The organism is Huaxiibacter chinensis (genome assembly GCF_022171985.1).
In the GTDB taxonomy this organism is placed as follows: domain Bacteria; phylum Pseudomonadota; class Gammaproteobacteria; order Enterobacterales; family Enterobacteriaceae; genus Enterobacter; species Enterobacter chinensis_A.
The window spans coordinates 474633-497505 of sequence record NZ_JAJVHF010000001.1 but is presented as its reverse complement, the minus strand read 5'-3'; the positions used below and the strand labels follow the sequence as shown (position 1 = coordinate 497505).

Sequence of the window (22873 nt, the reverse complement as noted above, 5' to 3'; positions counted from 1 at the left end):
TTTGCGAAAACATTCAGAGAAGAAAAAAACGCGAGAAAAGTTTGCCGCATAGGCATGCATATTTTCGCCATTTTTACCGGGTCAGCAAAATCTACTTATGGCGTGGACAGATGCCATAGGTGATGTTGATGTCAGCCTTCGGGCGCCGGACTTCTATATACCGTAGACCCGCACCCACGTCGCGCATATAACATAAACAGGCGATGTGATGAGCAACGGGTACAGCTCTGAACAGTGATGTGAACAGAGTCCAGGCAGGAGTAGGGAAGGAATACAGAGAGACAATAATAATGGTAGATAGCAAGAAGCGCCCTGGCAAAGATCTCGACCGTATCGATCGTAACATTCTTAATGAATTGCAAAAGGATGGGCGTATTTCCAACGTCGAGCTTTCAAAACGTGTGGGACTTTCCCCAACGCCATGCCTTGAGCGTGTGCGCCGACTGGAAAGACAGGGTTTTATTCAGGGCTATACGGCTCTGCTGAACCCGCATTATCTGGATGCATCACTTCTGGTATTTGTTGAGATTACTCTGAATCGTGGCGCACCGGATGTGTTTGAGCAGTTCAACACCGCTGTGCAAAAACTTGAAGAAATTCAAGAGTGTCATCTGGTTTCAGGCGATTTTGACTATCTGTTAAAAACCCGCGTACCAGACATGTCGGCCTATCGTAAGCTGCTTGGGGAGACCCTGCTGCGACTGCCTGGCGTGAACGACACCCGCACCTACGTGGTGATGGAAGAGGTCAAACAGAGCAATCGTCTGGTTATTAAGACTCGCTAATACGGAACAGGTGCAAAATCAGTGTAATTTGATTACACTCCTGTTAATCCATACAGCAACAGTGCCGGGGCTCCCGGCGCTGTTGTCCGTTTTAGCAAACAGGCAGGAATTGCCTGGTACCTGGAGAGCTTTTCTTGAGCCAGGAATACACTGAAGACAAAGAAGTCACATTAAGTAAGTTAAGCAGCGGGCGCCGACTCCTTGAAGCGTTGCTGATTCTTGTTGCCCTTTTTGCCGTCTGGTTGATGGCTGCATTACTCAGTTTCAATCCTTCGGATCCCAGTTGGTCACAAACCGCATGGCACGAACCTATCCATAATTTGGGTGGGATCCCCGGTGCATGGCTGGCGGATACGCTGTTCTTCATCTTTGGCGTCATGGCCTATACCATCCCGGTGATTATCGTGGGTGGGTGCTGGTTTGCCTGGCGACATCGTCAAAACGAAGAGTACATCGACTACTTCGCCGTCTCGCTGCGTTTGATTGGCGCGCTTGCGCTCATTCTGACCTCCTGCGGGTTGGCCGCCATTAACGCGGATGATATCTGGTATTTTGCCTCCGGTGGCGTGATTGGCAGTCTGCTAAGCACGGCGCTGCAGCCTATGCTGCACAGTAGCGGCGGCACGCTTGCGCTGCTCTGCATCTGGGCGGCGGGTCTTACGCTCTTCACTGGCTGGTCATGGGTCAGCATCGCTGAAAAAATCGGAAGCGTCATTCTTAATATCCTGACATTTGCCAGTAACCGTACGCGTCGCGACGACACCTGGGTCGACGAAGATGAGTATGAAGATGACGAATATGAAGATGCCGACGCACCGGCGATACCAAAAGAGTCACGCCGCACGCGCATCATGCGTGGCGCACTGGCGCGACGTAAACGCGTGGCGGAAAAATTCGCCAATCCTTTAGGTCGTCAAACCGATGCGGCGCTTTTCTCCGGCAAACGCATGGATGACGACGAACAGGTGCACTACAGCGCCGCGGGCGTTGCAGCGGATCCGGATGACGTGCTGTTCTCAGGTAATCGCGCCCGTTCAAATGAGTATGATGAATACGATCCCCTGCTGAGCGGTTACTCCGTCACGGAGCCCGTCAACTCGGCAGCGGTGGCAACCACGGCTGCACAGGCTCATACCGCGCCTGTCGAGGCCGTCATGCCTGCTGCGCCGGTCCAGACGCCCGAACCTGCTATGCAGCAGCCGGTGATTGACTGGCAAACCGCGCCGGGCGTGCATACGCCTGAGCCTGTTATTGCGCCAGAACCGCAGAGCTATGCGCCAGTCGCGCCGCAAGAGCCATGGCAACAGCCTTATCAGCCAGAGCCTGCTTACGCGCCGCAGCCTGCTACGCAGTATGAGCAGCCAGACGTGCAGCCTTACTATGAGCCGCAATCCGTTCAACCCCATCAGGAATATGTGCCTCAGCCTGGGCCGCCTGCACAACCCTATGTTGAGCCCCAGCCTGAACCCGAACCGCCCGTGGAAGAGGTGAAGCCGTCTCGCCCGCCCATGTACTATTTTGAAGAAGTGGAAGAGCGCCGCGCCCGTGAGCGCGAGCAGCTGGCTGCCTGGTATCAGCCCGTGCCGGAACCGGCCCGCGATCCTGTCCCGGCCCCGACCATGCCTTCTCCTTCTGCCGCGAGTGTTGATCCTTCGGCCGTTACCCCTGTCGCTGCAAACGTGCATCAGGCCGCCACCGCTGCCTCTGCTGCCGCGCCTGTCTTTAATCTGGCTGCGGGTGGCGTTGCCCGTCCTCAGGTGAAAGAGGGGATTGGTCCGCAACTGCCGCGGCCTAACCGCGTGCGTGTCCCGACACGTCGCGAGCTGGCTTCTGCCTCCTTTGGTATCAAAATCCCGTCACAGCAGCGTCCTCATGACGACAAAATGACCGACGCAGAGTACGACGATGCAGAAGAGCTGCATCAGGATGAGCTGGCGCGTCAGTTTGCTGCCCAGCAACAGCAGCGCTATGGCGAAGAGCCTGCGGCCGATCCTTATGCGTCACAGGAAGAAGAGGATGATGCTGCAGAAGCTGAGCTGGCGCGTCAGTTCGCCGCATCTCAGCAGCAACGTTATTCCGCAGAGCAACCGTCTGGCGCAAATCCATTCTCACTGTCTGATTTTGAATTCTCACCCATGAAAGATCTGGTGAGTGATGCACCAGGCGAGCCGTTGTTTACCCCGGGTGTGGTGCCTGAGCCTGAACCCGTGCGTCAGAATTATGCTCCTGCGCAGTCGAAGCCTGTTGTGCCACAGCAGCAATACGCACAGCCACAGCAGCCGGCTGCGCCTGCTCAGCACTATGCGCAGCCGCAGCAACCCGCTGTGCCTCCACAGCATTATGCGCAGCCGCAGCCCCCACAGCCGCAGTACGCTCAGCCTCAGCAGGCCGTGCCGACCGCGCAAGAAAGCCTGATTCACCCGCTGTTGATGCGTAACGGTGACAGCCGTCCGATGCAAAGGCCTACCACGCCGCTACCGTCGTTGGATCTGCTGACATCGCCGCCAAGTGAAGTTGAGCCGGTTGATACCTTCGCTCTGGAACAGATGGCCCGACTGGTGGAGACCCGTCTGGCAGACTTCCGCATTAAAGCGGACGTCGTCAATTATTCCCCGGGTCCGGTGATCACCCGCTTCGAATTGAACCTTGCCCCAGGCGTTAAAGCGGCGCGAATTTCGAACCTGTCCCGTGACCTGGCGCGTTCACTGTCGACCGTTGCCGTGCGTGTGGTTGAAGTTATCCCGGGCAAGCCGTACGTCGGGCTTGAGTTGCCGAACAAAAAGCGCGAGACCGTCTACCTGCGTGAAGTGCTGGATAACACGAAATTCCGCGATAATCCGTCGCCGTTGACGGTCGTACTGGGTAAAGACATTGCGGGCGAACCCGTGGTGGCCGATCTGGCGAAGATGCCGCACCTTCTGGTGGCGGGTACAACCGGTTCGGGTAAATCCGTCGGTGTTAACGCCATGATCCTCAGCATGCTCTATAAAGCGCAGCCGGAAGATGTACGCTTCATCATGATCGATCCGAAAATGCTGGAGCTGTCTGTTTATGAAGGTATACCGCATCTTCTCACGGAAGTGGTGACCGACATGAAAGACGCGGCCAACGCTCTGCGCTGGAGCGTCAACGAGATGGAACGTCGTTACAAACTGATGTCGGCGCTTGGCGTGCGAAACCTGGCGGGTTACAACGACAAGATCGCTGAAGCCGCACGTATGGGCAGACCGATTCCGGATCCGTACTGGAAGCCGGGCGACAGCATGGATGCGCAGCATCCTGTGCTGGAAAAACTGCCGTACATTGTCGTTCTGGTCGATGAATTTGCTGACCTGATGATGACCGTCGGGAAAAAGGTTGAAGAGTTGATTGCCCGACTGGCACAGAAAGCGCGTGCAGCAGGTATTCACCTTGTACTGGCCACGCAGCGTCCTTCTGTCGACGTGATCACGGGCCTGATTAAAGCCAACATCCCGACGCGTATCGCCTTTACCGTTTCAAGCAAAATTGACTCGCGAACCATCCTCGACCAGGGGGGGGCAGAATCGCTGCTCGGCATGGGTGACATGCTCTATTCCGGGCCTAACTCCACCACGCCGGTTCGTGTGCATGGTGCGTTTGTCCGCGACCAGGAAGTCCACGCGGTGGTGCAGGACTGGAAAGCGCGCGGTCGTCCTCAGTACGTCGACGGCATTACCTCCGAAAGCGAAAGCGAAGGCGGAGGAGGCGGTGGCTTTGATGGCGGCGAGGAGCTGGATCCCTTATTCGACCAGGCGGTTAATTTCGTCACTGAAAAACGTAAAGCGTCTATCTCCGGCGTACAGCGTCAGTTCCGCATTGGCTATAACCGTGCGGCACGTATCATCGAACAGATGGAGGCGCAGGGCATCGTCAGCGAGCAGGGACACAACGGCAACCGCGAAGTGCTTGCACCGCCGCCGTTTGAATAACTCTTATGCGTTTGCAAAGATGGGTAAATCAGCCAAAATTAAGCATTTTCTCCTGTCACCTGCCGTCGGGCAGGTCCAGAATAGATGACAGAGACCCCCCATTTCGGGATGACGTATTTTAAGGATTAATAATGAAAAAAATCGCAATCGTCGGAGCATTACTGACCAGCTTTGTTGCCAGCAGCGTCTGGGCCGATGCCGCTAGCGACCTTAAAAATCGACTGGATAAAGTCAGCAGCTTCCATGCCAGCTTCACGCAAAAAGTGACCGATGGCAGCGGCAATGCGGTTCAGGAAGGTCAGGGCGATCTGTGGGTGAAACGCCCGAATCTGTTTAACTGGCATATGACCCAGCCGGATGAGAGCGTGTTGGTCTCTGACGGTAAAACATTATGGTTCTATAATCCGTTTGTTGAGCAGGCGACGGCGACCTGGCTGAAAGATGCCACCAGCAATACGCCGTTTATGCTGATTGCGCGTAACCAGACCAGCGACTGGCAGCAATACAATATCAAACAGACGGGCGACGATTTTGTGCTGACCCCGAAAGCGGGTAATGGCAACCTGAAGCAGTTCACGATTAACGTGAGCAGCAACGGGACGATCAACCAGTTTGGTGCCGTCGAACAAGATGACCAGCGCAGCAATTATCAGCTGAAGACTCAGCAAAACGGCGCGGTAGACGCATCTAAATTCACTTTCACCCCGCCACAAGGCGTTACGGTGGACGATCAACGCAATAAGTAAGAGGCGTGAGTGAGCAATTTGTCGCTCGATTTTTCGGATAATGCGTTTCAACCTCTGGCCGCTCGTATGCGGCCAGAAAATTTAGCGCAGTATATTGGTCAGCAGCATTTGTTGGCTGCGGGCAAACCTTTGCCACGGGCGATTGAAGCCGGTCATTTGCATTCGATGATCCTGTGGGGGCCGCCAGGCACCGGCAAAACGACGCTTGCCGAAGTGATCGCGCGGTATGCGAATGCCGATGTTGAACGTATTTCGGCCGTCACTTCTGGGGTTAAGGAGATCCGCGAAGCCATCGAGCGCGCGCGTCAAAACCGTAACGCTGGCCGACGTACCATTCTCTTTGTCGACGAAGTCCACCGTTTCAATAAAAGCCAGCAGGATGCTTTCCTGCCGCATATTGAAGATGGCACCATCTTCTTTATCGGTGCGACCACCGAAAACCCCTCCTTCGAACTGAATTCTGCACTTCTTTCCCGTGCCCGCGTCTACCTTCTTAAATCCCTTACTGTCGAGGATATCGAACAGGTACTGACCCAGGCGATGGAAGACACCGCACGCGGCTACGGTGGACAGGACATTGTCCTGCCGGATGAGACGCGCCTTGCAATAGCGCAACTGGTCAACGGCGATGCGCGTCGCGCACTTAATACGCTGGAGATGATGGCCGACATGGCCGAAGTGGATGATGCCGGTAAGCGCGTTCTACTGCCGGCGTTATTGACCGAGATTGCCGGCGAACGCAGTGCGCGCTTCGATAATAAAGGCGATCGTTTTTACGATTTAATCTCAGCTCTGCACAAGTCCGTTCGCGGCAGCGCGCCGGATGCTGCGCTGTACTGGTATGCGCGGATCATTTCTGCCGGTGGCGATCCGCTCTACGTGGCGCGTCGTTGCCTGGCTATCGCCTCGGAAGACGTTGGCAATGCTGACCCGCGCGCGATGCAGGTGGCGCTCTCAGCCTGGGACTGCTTCACCCGCGTCGGCCCGGCTGAAGGCGAGCGCGCCATTGCGCAGGCGATCGTTTATCTGGCCTGTGCGCCAAAAAGTAATGCCGTTTACACCGCCTTTAAAGCGGCGATGAAGGATGCGCGAGAATCTCCGGATTACGACGTGCCGGTCCATTTGCGTAACGCGCCGACTAAATTAATGAAAGAGATGGGTTACGGACAAGAATATCGTTACGCGCACGATGAACCGAATGCCTACGCCGCCGGGGAAGAATATTTTCCGCAGGAAATGGCACAAACGCGCTATTATCACCCCACAAACAGAGGTCTTGAAGGCAAGATTGGCGAAAAGCTCGCCTGGCTTACCGGACAGGATCAAAATAGCCCTATAAAACGCTACCGTTAGCGCGATCGTTGCGGTAATGTTGGCAATGTATCCCTGTGACCGCAGGCTGTGGTCACTTTTCCTCTTTTTAATTCGATAAGCACAGGATAAGCATGCTCGATCCCAATCTGCTGCGTAACGAGCCAGACGCAGTCGCAGAAAAACTGGCACGCCGAGGCTTTAAGCTGGATGTAGATAAGCTCCGCGCTCTTGAAGAGCGTCGTAAAGTTCTGCAGGTACAAACCGAAAATCTGCAGGCAGAGCGTAACTCACGATCGAAATCCATCGGCCAGGCGAAAGCGCGTGGGGAAGACATCGAGCCATTGCGTCTGGAAGTGAATAAACTGGGCGAGGAACTGGATCAGGCGAAAGCCGAACTGGATGTGCTTCAGACCGAAATTCGTGATATCGCGCTGGCGATCCCAAACACGCCTGATGATAGCGTGCCTGTCGGTAAAGACGAAAACGACAACGTTGAAGTCAAACGCTGGGGGACCCCTCGCGAATTCGATTTCGAGGTTCGCGATCACGTCACGCTGGGCGAAATGCACGCTGGCCTGGACTTTGCCGCAGCGGTAAAGCTGACCGGTTCTCGTTTTGTTGTCATGAAAGGTCAGATTGCTCACCTGCACCGTGCGCTGGCGCAGTTCATGCTGGATTTGCATACCGAACAGCATGGCTATAGCGAAACCTACGTGCCGTATCTGGTTAACCACGATACGCTGTATGGCACCGGCCAGTTGCCGAAATTCGCCGGCGACCTGTTCCACACCCGTCCTCTGGATGAAGAAGCTGACAGCAGCAACTACGCGCTGATCCCAACGGCAGAAGTGCCGCTGACGAACCTGGTGCGTGATGAGATCATCGATGAAGATGACCTGCCAATCAAACTGACGGCACACTCGCCGTGCTTCCGCTCCGAAGCAGGCTCCTATGGTCGTGACACTCGCGGTCTGATCCGTATGCACCAGTTCGACAAAGTCGAAATGGTGCAGATCGTCCGTCCTGAAGACTCAATGGACGCGCTGGAAGAGATGACCGGCCACGCAGAAAAAGTGCTTGAGCTGCTGGGCCTGCCGTATCGTCGCATGGCGCTGTGCACCGGTGATATGGGCTTCGGTGCCTGCAAAACCTTTGACCTGGAAGTCTGGGTTCCTGCTCAGAATACCTACCGCGAAATTTCTTCCTGCTCTAACGTAGGTGATTTCCAGGCGCGTCGCATGCAGGCGCGTTGCCGCACCAAATCGGATAAGAAAACCCGCCTGGTGCACACGCTGAACGGTTCCGGTCTGGCCGTGGGCCGTACGCTGGTTGCCGTGCTGGAAAACTACCAGCAGGCTGATGGTCGTATTGAGATCCCTGAAGTCCTGCGTCCTTATATGAAAGGTCAGCAGTACATCGGTTAATTTGACCTAAAGTAAAAAAGCGCCTTCGGGCGCTTTTTTTATGCCCTTGATTTGATTCGAAGCAATAACACCCCCCTCTAAAGTAGTAATACTCCTCCCTACAAAAGTCAGCATAAAAAACCATAAGCGAAGCAATTCGCTATATATAAAGCTATACAGCGGCCTGGTCCGCATCTCTTTTCTTTGTGAGCAACCAAAGTGAGTGTCTATGAAAATCAAAGCGCCTGATGCTTTACTGGCTGCCGAGGTGAGCCGTCGCGGATTGGTAAAAACAACCGCGATTGGTGGCCTGGCCGTTGCCAGCAGCGCGTTCTCCCTGCCTTTCTCACGTATGGCGTCTGCGGCTGAAGCCATCGCGCCTTCCGCATCCCCTGAGAAAATTGTCTGGAGCGCCTGTACTGTAAACTGTGGGAGCCGTTGTCCGCTGCGTATGCACGTGGTTGATGGTGAAATCAAATACGTCGAAACCGATAACACCGGGGATGATAACTACGAAGGGTTACATCAGGTACGCGCCTGCCTGCGCGGGCGCTCGATGCGTCGCCGGGTTTATAACCCCGATCGACTTAAATATCCGATGAAGCGCGTGGGAAAACGTGGCGAAGGCAAGTTCGAGCGCATCAGCTGGGATGAGGCTTACACCACCATTGCCACAAATATGCAGCGTCTGATTAAAGACTACGGCAATGAATCGATCTACCTGAACTACGGGACCGGTACGCTCGGCGGGACCATGACGCGCTCATGGCCGCCTGGAAAAACCCTGATTGCCCGCCTGATGAACTGCTGCGGCGGTTACCTAAACCACTATGGTGACTACTCCTCTGCGCAAATTGCAGCAGGGCTGAACTATACCTATGGCGGCTGGGCCGATGGCAACAGCCCGTCGGACATCGAAAACAGCAAACTGGTTGTTTTGTTTGGTAATAACCCGGGTGAAACACGCATGAGCGGCGGCGGGGTGACTTACTATCTCGAGCAGGCGCGTGCAAAATCGAACGCCCGCATGATTATCGTCGATCCGCGCTATACCGATACCGGTGCGGGTCGCGAAGATGAATGGATCCCAATCCGTCCGGGGACTGATGCCGCGTTGGTGAATGCGCTCGCCTGGGTCATGATCACTGAAAATCTGGTGGATCAACCTTTCCTCGATAAGTACTGCGTCGGCTATGACGAGAAGACGCTACCCGCCAGTGCACCAGCCAATGGCCATTATAAAGCCTACATTCTGGGTCAGGGCAGTGACGGTATCGCTAAAACGCCTGAGTGGGCGTCTACGATCACCGGTATTCCGGACGAGCGTATTGTGCAGCTGGCCCGTGAAATCGGCTCTGCCAAACCGGCTTATATCAGCCAGGGGTGGGGGCCGCAGCGCCATGCGAACGGTGAGATTGCCACCCGCGCCATTTCAATGCTGTCGATACTGACCGGTAACGTTGGGATCCACGGCGGCAACAGCGGCGCGCGTGAAGGCTCATATGAAGTGCCGTTTGAACGTATGCCAACGCTGGATAATCCGGTTCAGACCAGCATCTCCATGTTTATGTGGACCGATGCGATTGAACGTGGTCCGGAAATGACGGCGCTACGCGACGGCGTGCGCGGTAAAGACAAACTGGATGTGCCGATCAAAATGATCTGGAACTATGCCGGTAACTGCCTTATTAACCAGCATTCTGACATTAACCGTACTCATGACATTCTTCAGGATGATAAAAAATGTGAAATGATTGTGGTGATCGACTGCCACATGACCTCGTCGGCGAAATATGCCGATATCATTCTGCCGGACTGTACCGCGTCTGAACAAATGGACTTCGCTCTGGATGCCTCCTGCGGCAATATGTCATACGTGATTTTCACCGATCGGGCCATCAAGCCGCGCTTTGAGTGCAAAACCATCTACGAGATGACCACGGAGCTGGCAAAACGCCTCGGCGTCGAGCAACAGTTCACGGAAGGGCGTACGCAGGAAGGCTGGATGCGCCATCTGCATGAGTTGTCCCGCAAGAATATCCCCGATCTGCCCGATTTTGACACCTTCCGCAAGCAGGGAATGTATAAGCAGCGTGACCCGGAAGGGCATCATGTGGCCTATAAAGCGTTCCGCGAGGATCCAAAGGCCAACCCGCTGACAACGCCGTCTGGAAAAATCGAAATCTACTCCGAAGAGCTGGCGAAGATCGCTTCCAGCTGGGAATTGCTGGAAGGGGACGTTATCGATCCACTGCCCATTTATACGCCGGGCTTTGAGAACTATAACGATCCGCTCATTGCGAAATATCCACTTCAGCTGACCGGGTTCCACTACAAAGCCCGTGTTCACTCCACGTATGGCAACGTCGAGGTGTTAAAAGCCGCCTGCCGTCAGGAAATGTGGATCAACCCGATGGACGCCAAAAAACGTGGGATTCAGAACGGGGATCGTATCCGTATATTCAACGATCGCGGCGAGGTGCATATCGAGGCGAAAGTGACGCCACGTATGATGCCTGGCGTGGTTGCGCTGGGGGAGGGGGCCTGGTATAGCCCGGATGCCAATCGCATCGACCAGGCGGGCAGTATTAACGTACTGACGACGCAGCGTCCTTCGCCCCTGGCGAAAGGCAACCCGTCCCACACAAACCTCGTTCAGGTTGAAAAGGCGTAAGGAGTAACCGATGACAACCCAGTATGGCTTTTTTATTGATTCAAGTCGTTGCACCGGCTGCAAAACCTGCGAACTGGCCTGCAAGGATTACAAGGACTTAACGCCGGACGTCAGCTTCCGCCGCATCTATGAATACGCGGGCGGCGACTGGCAGGAAGACAACGGCGTCTGGCATCAGAACGTCTTTGCCTATTATCTGTCGATTGCCTGCAACCACTGCGAAGACCCGGCCTGCACCAAAGTCTGTCCGAGCGGGGCAATGCACAAGCGTGACGATGGCTTTGTGGTGGTGGATGAAGATGTCTGCATCGGCTGTCGCTACTGCCATATGGCCTGCCCGTACGGCGCGCCGCAGTACAACGCTGCTAAAGGCCACATGACCAAATGTGACGGCTGCCATACCCGCGTCGCGGACGGCAAGAAACCGATCTGCGTTGAGTCCTGCCCGCTGCGCGCGCTGGACTTTGGTCCGATTGACGAACTGCGTAATAAGCATGGCGAGCTTGCGGCCGTTGCCCCGCTGCCGTCAGCGCACTTCACCAGACCGAGCATTGTAATTAAACCTAACGCTAATAGCCGTCCGACGGGTGATACCACCGGCTATCTGGCTAACCCGAAGGAGGTGTGAGATGGGAAGTGGATGGCATGAATGGCCGCTGATGATTTTCACCGTCTTCGGGCAGTGCGTGGCCGGCGGTTTTATCGTTCTCGCGCTGGCGTTGCTTAAAGGACAGCTACAGCCTGAACAGCAGCAGCGTCTGGTGCTGAGCATGTTTGGTTTGTGGGTGCTAATGGGCATCGGGTTTATTGCGTCGACCTTGCACCTGGGATCCCCACTGCGGGCCTTTAACTCCTTAAATCGCATTGGCGCCTCATCCCTGAGTAATGAAATTGCCAGCGGTGCGATCTTCTTTGCCATTGGCGGGCTCGGCTGGTTGCTGGCAGCCATGAAAAAACTGCCTGCGGGCTTACGCACGTTGTGGCTGGTTGTGACGATGGTGCTGGGCGTGATCTTCGTATGGATGATGGTACGTGTCTATAACACCATCGATACCGTCCCAACCTGGTACAGCGTCTGGACACCCATGAACTTCTTCCTGACGATGTTTATAGGTGGACCGCTGCTGGGCTTCCTGCTGTTGCGCGTCGCGGGCGTTGATGGTTGGGCTATGCGATTACTGCCTGCCGTTTCACTGCTGGCGCTGGTGATCAGTGCGATAGTGGCGTTAATGCAGGGGGCAGAGCTGGCCACCATTCATAGTTCAATCCAGCAGGCTTCTGCGCTGGTGCCGGATTATGGATCGCTGATGGCCTGGCGTATCGTCCTGCTGGCCCTCGCACTGACCTGCTGGGTTATTCCTCAGCTCAAGGGTTATCAGCCTGCATTGCCGGTGCTGTCGCTGGCCTTTGTGCTGGTGCTGGCGGGAGAATTGATTGGTCGCGGCGTGTTCTATGGCCTGCATATGACGGTTGGTATGGCTATCGCCAGCTAGAACTCTTTTTCGTTATATCAAGCCGGGGCACTAACCCCGGCTTTTTTATTTTCTACCATGAAATTTTTCAACTGAGCGCTGTTAATTATTTGTCTCTTAGATTAATAAAAACAATTAGATAAATATTAGGTATACGGACGAAGCGGGAAGGAGGATAAGTTTTTTAAATCGACAGAGAACAAATCGTGCGAGGCCCCTAAGCCCATGGATTGACTTTGTTTTTGCTGGTGGCATGATGCGCTCGAAATCTTTACTTCCTCACGGTTTTTAATCCATGACCACCTATACCCGGCCAGTGCTGCTGTTGCTCTGTGGCCTGCTTTTGTTGACGCTGGCGATCGCGGTTTTAAATACGCTCGTCCCGCTCTGGCTCGCCCATGAAAACTTACCGACCTGGCAGGTTGGGATGGTTAGCTCGTCTTATTTTACCGGCAACCTGCTGGGAACCTTGTTAACGGGCAAATTAATTAAACGCTTTGGCTTTAATCGTAGTTATTACCTGGCGTCATTGATTTTTGCCGCGGGCTGCGTAGGCCTTGGCGTGATGGTCGGGTTCTGGAGCTGGATGACGTGGCGGTTTATTGCCGGTGTCGGCTGCGCGATGATCTGGGTTGTGGTTGAAAGTGCGCTAATGTGCAGTGGTACCGCCCGTAATCGCGGACGTCTGCTGGCGGCCTATATGATGGTCTATTACGTGGGGACGGTGTTAGGCCAGCTGATGATCAGCAAGATGCCGACCGACCTGATGAGCGTGCTGCCATGGGTTACCGGCATGGTGCTGGCGGCTATTCTGCCTCTGCTTTTTACCCGTATCGTGAACCAAAGCAGCGAACATCAGGAAGCGACCCAGGTCTGGCCGATGTTACGCCTGCGCCATGCCCGTCTGGGCGTGAACGGCTGCATTATTTCAGGCATTGTGCTGGGTTCGTTATACGGTTTAATGCCGCTCTATTTAAATCATCAGGGCGTGAGCGATTCCGGAATTGGCTTCTGGATGGCGGTAATGGTCAGCGCGGGTATCGTTGGGCAATGGCCAATCGGTAAACTCGCCGATCGCTATGGTCGATTACTGGTCCTGCGCGTGCAGGTCTTTGTGGTTATTCTGGGTTGTCTGGCAATGCTCAGCAATGCTGCCATGGCTCCCACGCTGTTTATTCTGGGGGCGGCAGGCTTTACGCTCTATCCCGTTGCGATGGCCTGGGCGTGCGAGAAGGTGGAGCATCATCAACTGGTGGCAATGAACCAGGCTCTGTTGCTGAGCTATACCATCGGCAGCCTGCTTGGCCCGACGTTTACCTCAATGCTGATGCAAAACTATTCTGATAATCTGCTGTTTATTATGATTGCCAGCGTCTCGTTTATTTATCTTTTAATGTTGCTGCGCAAAGCAGGCGAACATCCCACGCCGGTGGCACATGCCTGATGAAATAAAAGCCTGTCGATGACAGGCTTTTTTATTCGAGTCACAAATAAGAGTTTTGGACATTGTTAGTTTCAGGCGCCAGGCGATAATTCCATTGAGTTCACCTGGCAAAAGGCCGTCATCATGTCTGGACATCGTTTTTCCGCTACTGCTCTGGCAGTAGTGTTGTCTTTAACCTTTGCTACTGCTCCGGCAATGGCAAATCCTGGTAATGGTCAGGGTAACGGTAGTGGCGGTAACCACGGTAATAGTGGGGGTGGCCAGGGTAACAGCGGCAAGCATGGCAATGCAAACGGCGGGAACCACGGCAACAAGCAGAATAATGATTATCAGCATTCCGGCAAATCAAATAAAAACGTAAGCGATGATGTTGATGCGCGTGTCAGCTTCGACCATGCCCGCCATCTGGCACTGAACTATGGCTTAACGGGCTATGACTCCCTGCCACCGGGAATTGCGAAAAATCTCGCACGCGGTAAACCCCTTCCTCCGGGAATTGCGAAGAAAACCGTTCCTGCATCGATGCTGGGCCAGTTACCTTCTTACCCAGGTTATGAATGGCGGATGGTGGGGGACGATCTGGTATTAATTGCCCTCAGTACCGCTATTGTGACCACCATTATTAATGGCGTATTCAAATAACAAAAAGCCCGGCGTAAGCCGGGCTATTTTTTAATACATGACCTTGTGGCCATACTGCTCAAGAATGCCCTTGACGCGCTCCATGGTCTCTTTCTTTGGCGGCTTCACGCCATCCAGTTTGTACTCTTCGCCCATCGCTACCCATTTGTGTTTGCCTAACTCATGGTAGGGAAGAAGCTCGATTTTTTCGACATTGCCCATATCGCGGGTAAATTCCCCCAGGCGATGCGCAGAATCATCGTCGTCAGACCAGCCCGGAACAACCACATAGCGGATCCAGGTTTTAATGCCTTTATCCGCGATGTATTTCGCAAACTCCAGCGTGCGATGATTTGATACGCCCACCAGGTTCTGGTGGATCTCATCGTTCATTTGTTTCAGATCGAGCATCACCAGATCGGTTACTTCAAGCAGTTCATCAATCACCGGATCGTAGCGACGTACAAATCCGTTAGTATCAAGACAGGTATGAATCCCTTCCTGATGGCAGGCGCGGAACCAGTCGCGAACGAATTCAGCCTGAAGTATGGCTTCACCACCGGATGCCGTTACGCCGCCGCCCGATGCATTCATAAAGTGGCGATAGGTCACCACCTCTTTCATCAGCTCTTCTACGGTGATCTCTTTGCCGCCGTGCGTGTCCCAGGTATCGCGGTTATGGCAATACAGGCAGCGCATCAGGCAGCCCTGGAAAAAGGTGATAAAGCGGATACCCGGGCCATCGACAGTGCCGCAGGATTCAAAGGAGTGAATACGACCAATAATAGACATTGCGGTGATATCTCCAGATTTGGCCCGTCCGGGACCTGTTTATGTGCACAGCTCGTGTGGCTGTGTCGAGTCTGTTTTGGCTGTTATCCATAAAGTATAGATAGCGGACAAAAGAGACTGAATGGGGAGAGGTGTTAAAAAGGCCCCACAGGTGTGGAGCCTTTATTGTACGCTTTTTCAGTCAGACAAGATATTAGATGGACTGAGTGAAGGTACGGGTAATAACGTCCTGCTGCTGCTCTTTCGTCAGGGAGTTAAAACGTACTGCGTAGCCGGATACACGGATGGTCAGCTGAGGATATTTCTCAGGATTTTCCATCGCATCAAGCAACATTTCACGGTTCATCACGTTCACGTTCAGGTGTTGACCACCTTCGATGGACGCTTCGTGGTGGAAGTAACCATCCATCAGACCCGCGAGGTTAGTTTTACGCACTTCGTCGTCTTTACCCAGCGCGTTTGGCACGATGGAGAAGGTATAAGAAATACCATCTTTCGCGTAAGCAAACGGCAGTTTAGCAACGGAGGTCAGAGAGGCTACTGCACCTTTCTGGTCACGACCGTGCATTGGGTTAGCACCTGGTCCGAATGGCGCGCCTGCACGACGACCGTCTGGGGTGTTACCGGTTTTCTTACCATACACAACGTTAGAGGTGATGGTCAGAACAGACTGAGTCGGGATAGCGTTGCGGTAGGTGGTCAGTTTCTGAATTTTCTTCATGAAACGTTCTACCAGGTCAACGGCCATGTCATCGACGCGAGCGTCGTTGTTACCAAACTGCGGGTATTCGCCTTCGATTTCGAAGTCAGTCGCCAGACCGTCTTCATCACGAATTGGTTTAACTTTCGCATATTTGATAGCAGACAGGGAGTCAGCTGCCACAGACAGGCCTGCGATACCGCATGCCATGGTGCGAACGACATCACGGTCATGCAGAGCCATCAGTGATGCTTCGTAGCTGTACTTGTCGTGCATGTAGTGGATAACGTTCAGCGCGGTGACATACTGTTTTGCCAGCCAGTCCATGAAGTGATCCATGCGATCCATCACTTCGTCGAAGTTCAGAACGTCGCCTTTGATTGGTTCAGATTTAGGACCAACCTGGATTTTCAGTTTTTCATCAACGCCGCCGTTGATTGCGTACAGCATGGTTTTCGCCAGGTTAGCACGTGCACCGAAGAACTGCATTTGCTTACCGACAACCATTGGGCTTACGCAGCATGCGATAGCGTAGTCATCGTTATTGAAATCAGGACGCATCAGGTCATCGTTCTCATACTGCAGAGAAGAGGTATCGATAGACACTTTAGCGGCGAATTTCTTGAAGTTCAGTGGCAGTTTTTCAGACCACAGAACAGTGATGTTCGGTTCCGGAGATGGACCCATGGTGTACAGGGTATTCAGGAAACGGAAGCTGTTTTTGGTGACCAGCGTACGGCCATCAACGCCCATACCACCGATGGATTCTGTCGCCCAGATTGGGTCGCCAGAGAACAGTTCATCATATTCAGGCGTACGCAGGAAGCGAACCATACGCAGTTTCATGACCAGGTGGTCAATCATTTCCTGAGCGTCTTGTTCGTTGATTTTGCCTGCTTTGATATCACGTTCGATGTAAGCATCCAGGAAGGTGGATACGCGACCGAAGGACATTGCTGCGCCGTTCTGAGACTTAACAGCGGCCAGGTAGCCGAAGTAGGTCCACTGGATAGCTTCCTGAGCATTGGTGGCAGGACCAGAGATATCGCAGCCATATTTAGCCGCCATTTCTTTGATCTGACCCAGCGCACGGTGCTGTTCAGCAATTTCTTCGCGCAGACGGATAGTCGCTTCCAGGTTTACGCCGTTTTCCAGATCGGACTGCAGAGACACGAACTGTGCGTATTTGTCTTTCATCAGGAAGTCGATACCGTACAGCGCAACGCGACGGTAGTCACCGATGATACGGCCACGGCCATACGCATCTGGCAGACCAGTCAGAACGCCAGATTTACGGCAGTTCAGAATGTCTTTGGTATAAACATCGAATACACCCTGGTTATGGGTTTTACGGTATTCGGTGAAGATTTTTTTCAGCATTGGGTCCAGCTCGCGGTTGTACGCTTTGCAGGAACCTTCAACCATTTTGATACCACCGAACGGGATAATCGCACGTTTCAGTGGTGCTTCAGTCTGCAGACCAACGATTTTCTCAAGGGCTTTGTTGATATAGCCAGCATCATGAGAAGTGATGGTAGAAGCAACGGAAGTATCGAAGTCAACTGGCGCATGGGTGCGGTTTTCCAGTTTAACGCCTTCCATTACGTTGTCCCACAGCTTGGTTGTTGCGTCAGTCGCGCCAGCCAGGAAGGATTCATCGCCTTCATACGGGGTATAGTTTTTCTGAATGAAGTCACGTACGTTAACTTCTTTCTGCCAGTCACCTTTCGCAAAACCTTCCCAGGCTGTGGCTAACTTTTCATTAAGCTCGGACATATGATACCTACCTTCTTAAGTGGATTTTTTATTTACTGCCTGAGATAACCATCAATGATGGTCGTCACCACGCAGGTAAATGACCCAGTATGTCAACCCAACCAGCAGACCCCCACCGATAATGTTCCCTATAGTCACAGGAATCAGGTTATCCGTGATGAAATTCATGATAGTCAGGTGAGAGAAACTTTCCGGACTCGAACCGATGGCGGTCCAAAACTCCGGGCTCGCAAAGTGACGAATGACGATACCCATTGGTATCATAAACATGTTTGCAATACTGTGCTCAAAGCCGCTGGCAACGAACATGGCTACCGGTAAAACCATGATCATGGCTTTATCCATCAGGCTGCGTCCGGAGTAACTCATCCAGACAGCCAGGCAGACCATCAGGTTTGCAAGGATGCCCAGCGCAACGGCTTCAATAAAGGTGTGATGCATTTTGTGGTCGGCAGTTTGCAGGACATTGAGCCCCCAGCCGCCGTTGGCAGTCATATACTCGCCAGATAACCACATCAATAAAACGAAGAGCAAACAGCCAATCAGGTTGCCAACATAGACATTAAGCCAGTTGCGCCCCAGTTGACCCCAGGTAATCTTGCCGCTTGCTTTAGCCACAACGATAAGTACGGTTGAGGTAAAGAGATCTGCACCGCAGATAACGCAAAGAATCAAACCCAGCGAGAAGCAAATGCCGCCGATAAGTTTTGCAATACCAAATGGCATCGCCGCTGTACCGGTGGTCGCAGTAATGTAGAAGACAAACGCGATGGAGATGAACACACCCGCGGTAATCGCCAGGAAGAACGTCGTCATCGGGCGTTTTGTGGCTTTATAGACACCCGCTTCTTCGGCAACTTTGGCCATTGCAGCGGGGAGTATTAGATCAAAAGGGTTGTCAGCTTTCACACTAACTCTCTCTTTATTAAGTCGGCGACGAGATACTAACAAAGCATTATAGAAGAGAAATTGATATAGATCATATCTCGCCTGGCTTATAGGCCCGCAAAGCGTATGGTTTTACGGCAATTGCGGAGTAAGTATTTGATTATCCGTATAAAAATAAATTTTAAAAGTTATGAAAAGAGTTGAATTTTTTCTTTCGCCCCCTATAAAACAGTTAATTAAAATGGAGTATTTTCCAAAAAAAGTAACAGTAAAGTTCAATTGACCATAATAATATTTACTTGCAATTAACTTTATTATTACAAGAAGAGTTGCCTGCGATGAATATAAAAAAACGGGGCAATTAAATTGCCCCGTAATATAGCCTGGTCGACGGAATACACCTACAGTCCGTCATGTTAAGTGCGCTTATTTTGACCAGTAAGCCGCTTTTGCGCGTTGCAGCTTTTCATAGGCCCGCAGCAGCGACTGATGCGCCGGGAAGGCGTTAAGATCGCTATCAACAGCTTGCAGACCATAGAATGGCGCTTCGCCGCTGAGCGCCGCGCTGGCGGCTTCAACGGCAGCAGCACCGTACATGCGTACGAAGGCATTCAGGTATTGCAGCGGCTGGCGATCGTCTTCCTGCGCCAGCAGCAGCAGGGTTTGCAGGCAACGATAGTAGTTAGCGCGCTCCGCAGAGAAAACGGACTGGTTAAATTCAATGGTCCATTCTGTCCAGGCCAGTGCCTGATCCAGATCGCCGCCCGCCAGCGCCAGCATCGCTTTCAGTTCGCCGATACGCAGGGTATACCAGCCATTGTCTTTACCTGTTGCCAGACCAAGCAGCTCGCGAACGCGGGTGAAGTCATCGTGACCTTCATCGTCCAGCTGTGCGATAAGGTTCAGATAGTCTTCTTTTTCCCACTCGCTGCCGGGCAACGCCAGCAGGGTTTCGCGCAGATGGCTGCCCATGCTGTTGTTCGCCAGCCACAAATCTTCAGCAGGATAAATATCAGACATGCCAGGCACGATGATACGGCAGGCATATACACCCAAATGCTCGTAATCGGCAATATAGACTTCCTGGTCTTCAGCACTGAAGATCGCCATCAGCGTGGCGAACTCTTCTTCAGTGGTGCCGGAGAAGTTCCAGTCTACGAACGGATAATCTGCATCCTGTTTAAACATATCCCAGGAGATCAAACCGCTGGAATCGATGAAGTGGGTTTCGAGGTTAGTGTGTTCAGCCACTTCTTCGTCGTCGAAGGTTGGCGGTGTAAACACGTCGAGATCTTTCAGGCTACGACCCTGCAGCAGCTCGGTCACGGTGCGCTCCAGCGCTACGCCGAAATCAGGGTGTGCCCCGAAGGAGGCGAAGCAGGTGCCGTTGGTCGGGTTGAACAGGACGACGCAGATCACCGGATATTTACCGCCCAGTGAGCCATCGTAAGCAAAGATTGGGAAACCTTCTGCTTCCAGTTTGGCGATAGACTCAACCACGCCCGGATAGCGTGCCAGTACGTCGGCCGGGATCTCTGGCAGGCTGATGGATTCCGCGATAATACGGTTTTTGATGTGACGCTCAAAGACTTCGGACAGGCCCTGAACGCGCGCTTCGTTACGGGTATTACCGGCTGACATGCCGTTAGAGACATACAGGTTGCCGACGATATTCATCGGGATATAGACGGTCTCTTCATCGGACTGTCGGGTAAAGGGCAGGGCGCAAATACCGCGATCGTCATTGCCAGATTGCAGATCCACCAGCATGCCGGCGGTCAGTTCATTTTCTGGATCGTAGAACGCGCGCAGACGGGCATCAAGGATGCCTTCCGGCAGCGCATCGTCTTCCGTCAGCGGGAACCATTTTTCATTCGGATAGTGGACGAAAGGAGCGTTCGCCACGGTGTTGCCCAGCCAGAAGTCGGCAAAGAAGTAGTTGGTGGACAGACGCTCAAAATACTCACCCAGCGCGGAGGCCAGTGCCGCTTTTTTGGTTGCCCCTTTACCGTTGGTGAAGCACAGCGCGCAGTCTGTATCGCGAATGTGCACTGACCAGACGTGAGGGACCGGATTAAGCCAGGACGCCTCTTCGATATTAAAGCCCAGGTCGGTCAGTTTTTGTTGGAAACGTGCAATGGAGTCTTCCAGGGCGGCGTCTTTGCCGGGGATGAATGTTTGAGTCATGGCGATCACTTTTATCGTACGGAAAGCGCGCAATGATACGGGTTTTGCGTGGCAGGCGCTATCTTCGGTGAAAATAAAAGCCTGAGCTATGCTTACAGGTAGTAACTGACTGTTAAGGCATAGAAAAATGAAAGCGTTTGATTTACAGAGAATGGCATTCGATAAAGTGCCACTGGAGTTTTTAGGGGAAGTCGCACTACGCAGTCTGTATACCTTTGTTTTGGTTTTTCTCTTTCTCAAAATCACCGGGCGTCGCGGTGTCAGGCAAATGTCCCTCTTTGAAGTGTTGATCATTTTGACGCTGGGCTCGGCGGCAGGGGACGTTGCTTTCTACGATGACGTACCGATGATCCCCGTTTTTGTGGTCTTCGTGACGCTGGCTCTCTTATATCGACTGGTAATGTGGCTCATGTCGAAGAGCGAAAAGCTCGAAGATCTCTTTGAAGGTAAGCCGGTCATTATCGTGGAGGACGGGCAGCTCGCCTGGGAAAAGGTGCAACGTGCCAATATGACCGAATTCGAGTTCTTTATGGAGCTGCGGCTGAACAGTGTTGAACAGCTTGGGCAACTGCGTCTGGCGATCATGGAAACCAATGGTCAGGTCAGTCTTTACTACTACGAAGATGAGGAAGTAAAACCGGGGCTGTGTATTTTGCCGGATAAATGCATTGAGCGATTCACCACCGTTCCCGAAGCGAATAAATATGCCTGCGTCCGCTGCAGCCACGTGGTCGATATGCAGGCAGGCGATCATCAATTATGTCCGCGTTGCGCCCATCCGGAATGGTCGAAGGTTAGCTGGGCTAAACGCATCACCTGACAGCGATTTTGTCCGTTTTGTCGCACAGAGCCGACAGATTGTTTTGTGTGACGACGGACACATTTTGCCGGTCATAAGTTTTAGACATTGCGGCGCGTGTCACTGAATGATAAAACCGATATCCACAGTAATAACTTATAGCGTTAAGCGTGGTGAGGGGAAATGGCTCAGGTTTTCAATTTCAGTTCAGGTCCGGCAATGTTACCGGCAGACGTGCTTAAACAGGCTCAACAGGAGCTTTGCGACTGGCAGGGTCTTGGCACATCGGTGATGGAAATTAGCCACCGTGGTAAAGCGTTTATCAAGGTGGCTGAAGAGGCAGAACAAGATTTTCGCGATCTGCTCAATATCCCCTCGAACTACAAAGTTTTATTCTGTCACGGCGGCGGACGCGGGCAGTTTGCCGGTATCCCCCTGAATCTGCTGGGCGATAAAACCACCGCAGACTACGTAGACGCGGGCTACTGGGCCGCCAGCGCGGTCAAAGAAGCGCATAAATACTGCACGCCGAACGTTATCGACGCGAAAGTCACCGTTGAGGGGCTGCGTGCCGTTAAGCCGATGAGCGAATGGCAGCTTTCCCGTGATGCGGCCTACCTGCATTACTGCCCGAATGAAACCATCGACGGCATTGCTATTCATGAAGAGCCTGATTTTGGCGAGAACGTGGTGGTTACCGCGGATCTCTCGTCGACCATTCTTTCCACGCCGCTGGATGTCACCCGTTATGGTGTGATTTATGCCGGTGCGCAGAAAAATATCGGTCCTGCGGGTCTGACGCTGGTCATTGTGCGTGACGATCTGCTGGGCAAGGCGAACAAAGCCTGTCCGTCTATCCTCGATTACACCGTTCTGAACGATAACGACTCCATGTTCAATACGCCGCCGACCTTTGCCTGGTATCTTTCTGGCCTCGTCTTCAAATGGCTGAAGCAAAATGGCGGTGTGACGCAGATGGACAACATCAATCAGCAAAAAGCCGGGCTGCTTTACGGCGTGATTGATAAGAGCGACTTCTACCGCAACGATGTGGCGCAGGCGAACCGTTCGCGCATGAACGTGCCGTTCCAGTTGGCCGATAGCACCCTGGACAACCTGTTCCTGGAAGAGTCTTTTGCAGCCGGCCTGCACGCTCTGAAAGGCCACCGTGTCGTGGGGGGTATGCGCGCGTCTATCTATAATGCGATGCCGCTGCAAGGCGTCAAAGCGCTGACCGATTTCATGATCGACTTTGAACGTCGCCACGGTTAATTGCGCTGTTTTCTTCCCCTGTCGGATCCGGCAGGGGTTTTTATTCTGTT

Annotated in this window: 16 protein-coding genes; 12 read left to right on the top strand and 4 right to left on the bottom strand. The window is 53.2% G+C overall.

The genetic code is table 11. From position 1 onward, the window contains the following. The first annotated feature begins 290 nt into the window (after nt 1-290). The 10 genes from lrp (at nt 291) to LZP96_RS02395 (ending at nt 14430) form a co-directional block, all read left to right on the top strand. Nucleotides 291-785, top strand: a complete 495-nt coding sequence (gene lrp / locus LZP96_RS02440) for a leucine-responsive transcriptional regulator Lrp (protein WP_000228473.1) — start codon at nt 291-293, stop codon at nt 783-785. A 134-nt stretch (nt 786-919) separates the two neighbouring features. Beyond that, complete coding sequence (gene ftsK, locus LZP96_RS02435; RefSeq protein ID WP_064325542.1) at nt 920-4735, top strand: DNA translocase FtsK; 3816 nt, start codon at nt 920-922, stop codon at nt 4733-4735. A 131-nt stretch (nt 4736-4866) separates the two neighbouring features. Next, nucleotides 4867-5481 (top strand): outer membrane lipoprotein periplasmic chaperone LolA, encoded by a 615-nt coding sequence (gene lolA / locus LZP96_RS02430; RefSeq protein ID WP_064325543.1) that lies wholly within the window; start codon nt 4867-4869, stop codon nt 5479-5481. A gap of 9 nt (nt 5482-5490) precedes the next feature. Further along, complete coding sequence (gene rarA, locus LZP96_RS02425; protein ID WP_064325544.1) at nt 5491-6834, top strand: replication-associated recombination protein RarA; 1344 nt, start codon at nt 5491-5493, stop codon at nt 6832-6834. A 92-nt stretch (nt 6835-6926) separates the two neighbouring features. Then, nucleotides 6927-8219 carry a serine--tRNA ligase gene (gene serS, locus LZP96_RS02420; RefSeq protein WP_064325545.1) on the top strand — a complete coding sequence of 431 codons (1293 nt, stop codon included), beginning with the start codon at nt 6927-6929 and terminating at the stop codon, nt 8217-8219. Nucleotides 8220-8427: 208 nt separating this feature from the next. Next, complete coding sequence (gene dmsA / locus LZP96_RS02415) at nt 8428-10872, top strand: dimethylsulfoxide reductase subunit A (protein WP_064325546.1); 2445 nt, start codon at nt 8428-8430, stop codon at nt 10870-10872. 10 nt (nt 10873-10882) lie between these two features. Then, nucleotides 10883-11500 carry a DMSO/selenate family reductase complex B subunit gene (locus LZP96_RS02410; RefSeq protein WP_064325547.1) on the top strand — a complete coding sequence of 206 codons (618 nt, stop codon included), beginning with the start codon at nt 10883-10885 and terminating at the stop codon, nt 11498-11500. Between the two features lies 1 nt (nt 11501). Further along, nucleotides 11502-12365: a dimethyl sulfoxide reductase anchor subunit family protein gene (locus LZP96_RS02405; RefSeq protein WP_064325548.1), complete on the top strand. Its 864-nt coding sequence runs from the start codon at nt 11502-11504 to the stop codon at nt 12363-12365. A 274-nt stretch (nt 12366-12639) separates the two neighbouring features. After that, nucleotides 12640-13788, top strand: a complete 1149-nt coding sequence (locus LZP96_RS02400; protein WP_064325549.1) for an MFS transporter — start codon at nt 12640-12642, stop codon at nt 13786-13788. Nucleotides 13789-13911: 123 nt separating this feature from the next. Then, entirely contained in the window at nt 13912-14430 is a 519-nt protein-coding gene (locus LZP96_RS02395) for an anti-virulence regulator CigR family protein (protein WP_064325550.1), read from the top strand. 30 nt (nt 14431-14460) lie between these two features. On the opposite strand, the gene pflA is transcribed toward LZP96_RS02395, so the two are convergent. The 4 genes from pflA to ycaO form a co-directional block, all read right to left on the bottom strand. Next, on the bottom strand, nt 14461-15201 hold the full coding sequence (gene pflA, locus LZP96_RS02390) for a pyruvate formate lyase 1-activating protein (RefSeq protein ID WP_064325551.1): 741 nt from the start codon (nt 15199-15201) through the stop codon (nt 14461-14463). A 193-nt stretch (nt 15202-15394) separates the two neighbouring features. Continuing rightward, nucleotides 15395-17677, bottom strand: a complete 2283-nt coding sequence (gene pflB / locus LZP96_RS02385; RefSeq protein ID WP_064325552.1) for a formate C-acetyltransferase — start codon at nt 17675-17677, stop codon at nt 15395-15397. A gap of 51 nt (nt 17678-17728) precedes the next feature. Next, complete coding sequence (gene focA, locus LZP96_RS02380; protein WP_064325553.1) at nt 17729-18586, bottom strand: formate transporter FocA; 858 nt, start codon at nt 18584-18586, stop codon at nt 17729-17731. 405 nt (nt 18587-18991) lie between these two features. Next, nucleotides 18992-20752 (bottom strand): 30S ribosomal protein S12 methylthiotransferase accessory factor YcaO, encoded by a 1761-nt coding sequence (ycaO, locus tag LZP96_RS02375; RefSeq protein WP_198324757.1) that lies wholly within the window; start codon nt 20750-20752, stop codon nt 18992-18994. 127 nt (nt 20753-20879) lie between these two features. Between ycaO and LZP96_RS02370 the strand changes: the two genes are divergently transcribed. Then, nucleotides 20880-21572 (top strand): DUF421 domain-containing protein, encoded by a 693-nt coding sequence (locus LZP96_RS02370; RefSeq protein ID WP_064325555.1) that lies wholly within the window; start codon nt 20880-20882, stop codon nt 21570-21572. Between the two features lie 162 nt (nt 21573-21734). Beyond that, nucleotides 21735-22823 (top strand): 3-phosphoserine/phosphohydroxythreonine transaminase, encoded by a 1089-nt coding sequence (gene serC, locus LZP96_RS02365; protein ID WP_064325556.1) that lies wholly within the window; start codon nt 21735-21737, stop codon nt 22821-22823. The last annotated feature ends 50 nt before the right edge of the window (nt 22824-22873 follow it).